At 54.7% G+C, this 4,340-nt stretch carries 3 protein-coding genes; 2 read left to right on the top strand and 1 reads right to left on the bottom strand.

From position 1 onward, the window contains the following. A partial coding sequence (locus ACTIKR_RS20205; RefSeq protein ID WP_442328845.1) for an efflux RND transporter permease subunit occupies positions 1-2,109 on the top strand: 2,109 nt, incomplete at its 5' end. 198 nt (positions 2,110-2,307) lie between these two features. Here the strand turns inward: ACTIKR_RS20205 and ACTIKR_RS20200 are convergent. After that, a complete protein-coding gene (locus ACTIKR_RS20200; protein ID WP_442328846.1) occupies positions 2,308-3,018 on the bottom strand; it encodes an SDR family oxidoreductase in 711 nt (236 codons plus the stop codon). Between the two features lie 161 nt (positions 3,019-3,179). Between ACTIKR_RS20200 and ACTIKR_RS20195 the strand changes: the two genes are divergently transcribed. Then, a complete protein-coding gene (locus ACTIKR_RS20195) occupies positions 3,180-4,160 on the top strand; it encodes a LysR family transcriptional regulator (protein ID WP_442328844.1) in 981 nt (326 codons plus the stop codon). Positions 4,161-4,340: the final 180 nt, after the last annotated feature.

The raw sequence follows: 4,340 nt of genomic DNA, 5'->3' as shown, positions 1-4,340 counted from the left end.
CTGCAGACCTGGCGCGCGTCGATCATCCCGTTGGTTGCGGTGCCGGTGTCGGTCGTTGGCACCTTCGCGGGGCTGTACCTGTTGGGCTTCTCGATCAACACCCTGAGCCTGTTCGGACTGGTGCTCGCGATCGGCATCGTGGTCGACGACGCCATCGTCGTGGTCGAGAACGTAGAGCGCAACATAGAGCAAGGGTTGACCCCGATGGCCGCCGCGCATCAGGCGATGACGGAGGTTTCCGGTCCGATCGTCGCCATTGCACTGGTGCTGTGCGCGGTATTCGTGCCCATGGCGTTCCTCTCGGGGGTGACCGGCGAGTTCTACAAGCAGTTCGCCACCACCATCGCCATCTCCACGTTGATCTCGGCGGTCAACTCCCTGACCCTGTCTCCTGCCTTGGCTGCGCTGTTGCTCAAGCCGCACGATGCCCCAAAAGATGCCCCGTCGCGCGTGATCGACCGCTTGTTCGGCTGGCTATTTCGTCCGTTCAACCGGTTCTTCCAAAAGAGTGCTGCTCAATATCAGGGCGCCGTATCTCGCGTGCTGGGCAGGCGCGGCGCGGTATTCGTCGTGTATGCGTTGTTATTGCTCGGTACCGGCGTGATGTTCAAGGCGGTACCAGGCGGCTTCGTACCCGACCAGGACAAAGGCTATCTTGTCACCGGTGTCATCTTGCCAGCAGGAGCATCGCTCGAACGCACCGACGCGCTGCTCAGAAAGGTTGTCGACATTGCCATGAACACAGAGGGCGTGGCGCATACGGTGACATTTCCAGGCTTGAACCCATTGCAGAACACGAATTCACCGAATACGGGTGCGACTTTCCCTGTCCTGAAGCCGTTTTCTGAACGCAAACGCAGTGCCGCGCAAATCAATGCTGAAATCAACCAGAAGATTTCTGCATTGCAGGAAGGCGTCACGTTCTCAATCTTGCCGCCGCCGATCCTGGGGCTTGGCAATGGCGCGGGCTATTCCTTGTACGTTGAAGACCGCGCAGGCATGGGATACGGCGCACTGCAAAACGTCATGGGGGCGCTGCAAGGCGCTATTTCTCAGACGCCTGGCATGACCTATCCGGCCAGCAGCTATCGGGCCAACGTGCCGCAGTTTGATGCTGAAGTGGATCGGGTCAAGGCCAAGGCTCAAGGTGTGCCGTTGACCAGCGTATTCGACACGTTACAGACCTATCTCGGGTCGGCTTACGTCAATGATTTTAACCAGTTCGGCCGTACCTGGCAGGTAATAGCACAGGCAGACGCCGAGTTCCGCGACGATATTGAAGACATCGCCAATCTGCGCACCCGCAATGACCGAGGCGAGATGGTGCCGATCGGCAGCGTCGTGAAGATCAAACAGACCTTCGGCCCCGATCCGGTGCTGCGCTTCAATGGCTATCCGGCCGCCGACCTGGCCGGTGGCGCTGATCCGCGCGTGTTATCTTCGAATGAGGTGATGGGCAAAATCGCCGAATTGGCGCAGAAGGTGCTACCGCCTGGCATGCAAATCGAATGGACAGATCTTAGCTACCAACAGGCGACGCAAGGCAAGGCGGCATTAGTGGTATTCCCGCTCGCCGTGCTGCTGGTGTTCCTGGTGCTTGCCGCGTTATACGAGAGTTGGACGCTACCGCTGGCCGTGATCCTGATCGTGCCAATGTGTCTGTTGTCCGCGCTGTTCGGCGTGTGGCTGACCGGTGGCGACAACAATGTATTCGTACAGGTCGGCCTGGTGGTGCTGATAGGCCTGGCATGCAAGAATGCGATCCTGATCGTGGAATTCGCCCGCGAACTGGAAATGCAGGGCAGCGGCATCATCGAGGCGGCGCTGGAAGCCTGCCACCTGCGTCTGCGTCCGATAGTCATGACCTCCATTGCCTTTATCGCTGGCACCGTTCCGCTGCTGTTCTCCCATGGTGCCGGCGCCGAAATTCGTGCCGCTACTGGCGTCACGGTGTTCGCCGGCATGTTGGGGGTCACCCTTTTCGGCCTGTTTCTGACCCCCGTGTTCTACGTCGCCTTGCGTAAACTGTCCGGACGCAAGCTAGTCCAACATGGCAAATCAACCTTTGCCAACGATCCGCAACTTGCCAGAAAGGATAATCCGATATGAAGGTCTATATAGGTACTGCGCCGGAGGGTTTGCTTTGACCGCCTGCACATGGAACAGGCTGTAGGCGGCGCTGCGAACGCCATCGTGATCATTGGCGCAGCCGGGGGGTAGGCTCAAGACGATCCAACTGGCACGCGCCTTAACCAATCTGACTGTCATTGCTACGGTAAACAAGCGTCGATTATCACCGAGCCTCTGTTACCAGGGAACCGTGCGACCAAGATAATCAAGATACTCAAGTCCTGGTCGGTCCTGCTTTTTCAAGAGCACATTGACCAAGCTGGGGATGGTTTCTTCCACAGTCAGCGGCGCATCCGCTCCACCGAGGTCGGTTTTTATCCAACCCGGGGCCATCACTACCATCGCACGCGCACTGCCGGCTTGCCGCGCAGCAAAGCTACGCATAAACATATTTAGCGCCGCTTTCGTTCCTCGATATAACTCGCGCTGTCCCCCTGTGTTATTTGTAATACTTCCTTGTCCTGATGACATAACGCCAATAAGGCCGGTTGCCGCTACATACTTTTCCAGGGATTCGATGACTCTCATGGGAGATAGTGCATTCGTCAGCATAACGTGCATGAACTCTTCAGTGGAGACCTCTCCTATCGTTTGGGTCGGATCACGGTTAGTCGTGCCAGCATTCACAAATAAGATATCAAAGACTGATTCCGACAATCTATCGTGCAACGCACCGATTTGTTCAGGTTTACAGATGTCCAGACCTTCGACGCGAACCCGGCCCGGGTGTTCTTGGGCCAGCTTATGAAATTGCTTGTTACCGCCCTCTTCCCGAACCGTGCCGGTAACGCGCCAGCCGTGGCGGATAAACTCTTCTGCCATGGCAAAACCAAGGCCGCGTGATGCCCCTACAATAAGAACGTTTTTGTCATGATTTACTGCTGCCATGGGTCGTACCTCCAATATGTCGGTTGTCGATTTCCAAAAAAAAACATCATCTGGAACCTGTTCAATTGTAGTCATTCATGGTACAAGGCGGAAGACGCAACATCTGCATTAATAAAGTGCATGAAACGCCATAACACGAGGATTTTTGTTGGGGGCACGCTGTGACAGGACCTGATCTTAATTTACTGACCGCGCTCGATGTCCTTCTTTCGGAAGTGAGCATCGCCAGGGCTGCACGTCGTCTCGGACTCAGTTCATCGGCGATGAGCCGCACGCTCAGTCGTCTACGTACCGTTACCGGTGATCCGTTACTGGTCAGGGCCGGGCGACAGATGGTGCTGACGCCCCACGCGGTAAATATTCGCAATCGTACCCGGCAAACTGTGCATGAGGCATGTTCTGTTCTTTCATCCACAGAAGCTGACCTGGATGTAAAAACGTTGGATGCCGCCTTCAAGCTGCGTGCCAACGAAGGTTTCGTCGAGACTTTTGGCCATACTCTGATTACCACCATCGCAAAAGAGGCTCCCGGCGTTTGCCTCAGTTTCATGCAAAAACCGGAAAAAGATACCCGATATCTAAGAGAGGGAACCATCGACCTGGAAATCGGCGAGTTGAAAAATATGGGGCCGGAGATACAGACACGCGCCTTGTTCAGGGATCGTTTTATCGGCGTTGTCAGGAAAGGGCATTCTCTCGAGCACGAGAGGGTAATCACACCTCAGATATATGCCTCCTGCAGGCATATTGTCACGTCCAGGCGGGGCGCAGCCGAGGGGCCGGTGGATGATGCACTGGCCCGGGCGGGATTGGTTCGAAAAATTGCGGCTATCGTACCCGACTTCAATACATCGCTGGTGATCGCGCGACAGTCCGATCTGGTAGCATTGGTACCCGCGCTATTCTTTGCAGGCAAGCTACTCAGAGACGAAGAAGGTCCTGCACTTCACGCTTTCGTTTTACCTGTTACCACGCCGGAAGTCGTCGTATCACAGATGTGGCATCCACGTTTGAAAATGGACCCCGCACATCGCTGGCTCAGACAGAAAATATTAGAATGCTGCCAGAGTAAGGTCGCTGAATTACGGCAACTAGCGCAAAGGCATATTCGGGTTGAGAAATCACGGAACCCTTCTATATAAAAATATTGGCAAGATACATGCTTGCCGAAATTGTTGCTTTAAATGCAGAGTCTGAACATTTGCATTGGTTGAGAGAGTCCATGCATTAATTGTGGAATATTCTCACTTAATGTGGAATTCGACACCTGTAGAGTTTCATATTAAGTGAGAATGCGTAGATTGATTATAAAAGGTTTTTTC

It is taken from the genome of Advenella sp., from assembly GCF_052108595.1.
GTDB lineage: Bacteria > Pseudomonadota > Gammaproteobacteria > Burkholderiales > Burkholderiaceae_B > Advenella.
This window is presented reverse-complemented; position numbering and strand designations above follow the sequence as displayed.

Bases quoted from the DNA above. Each gene is read 5' to 3' on its own strand.
- ACTIKR_RS20200 (WP_442328846.1), bottom strand. From the start codon at position 3,018: ATGGCAGCAGTAAATCATGACAAAAACGTTCTTATTGTAGGGGCATCA.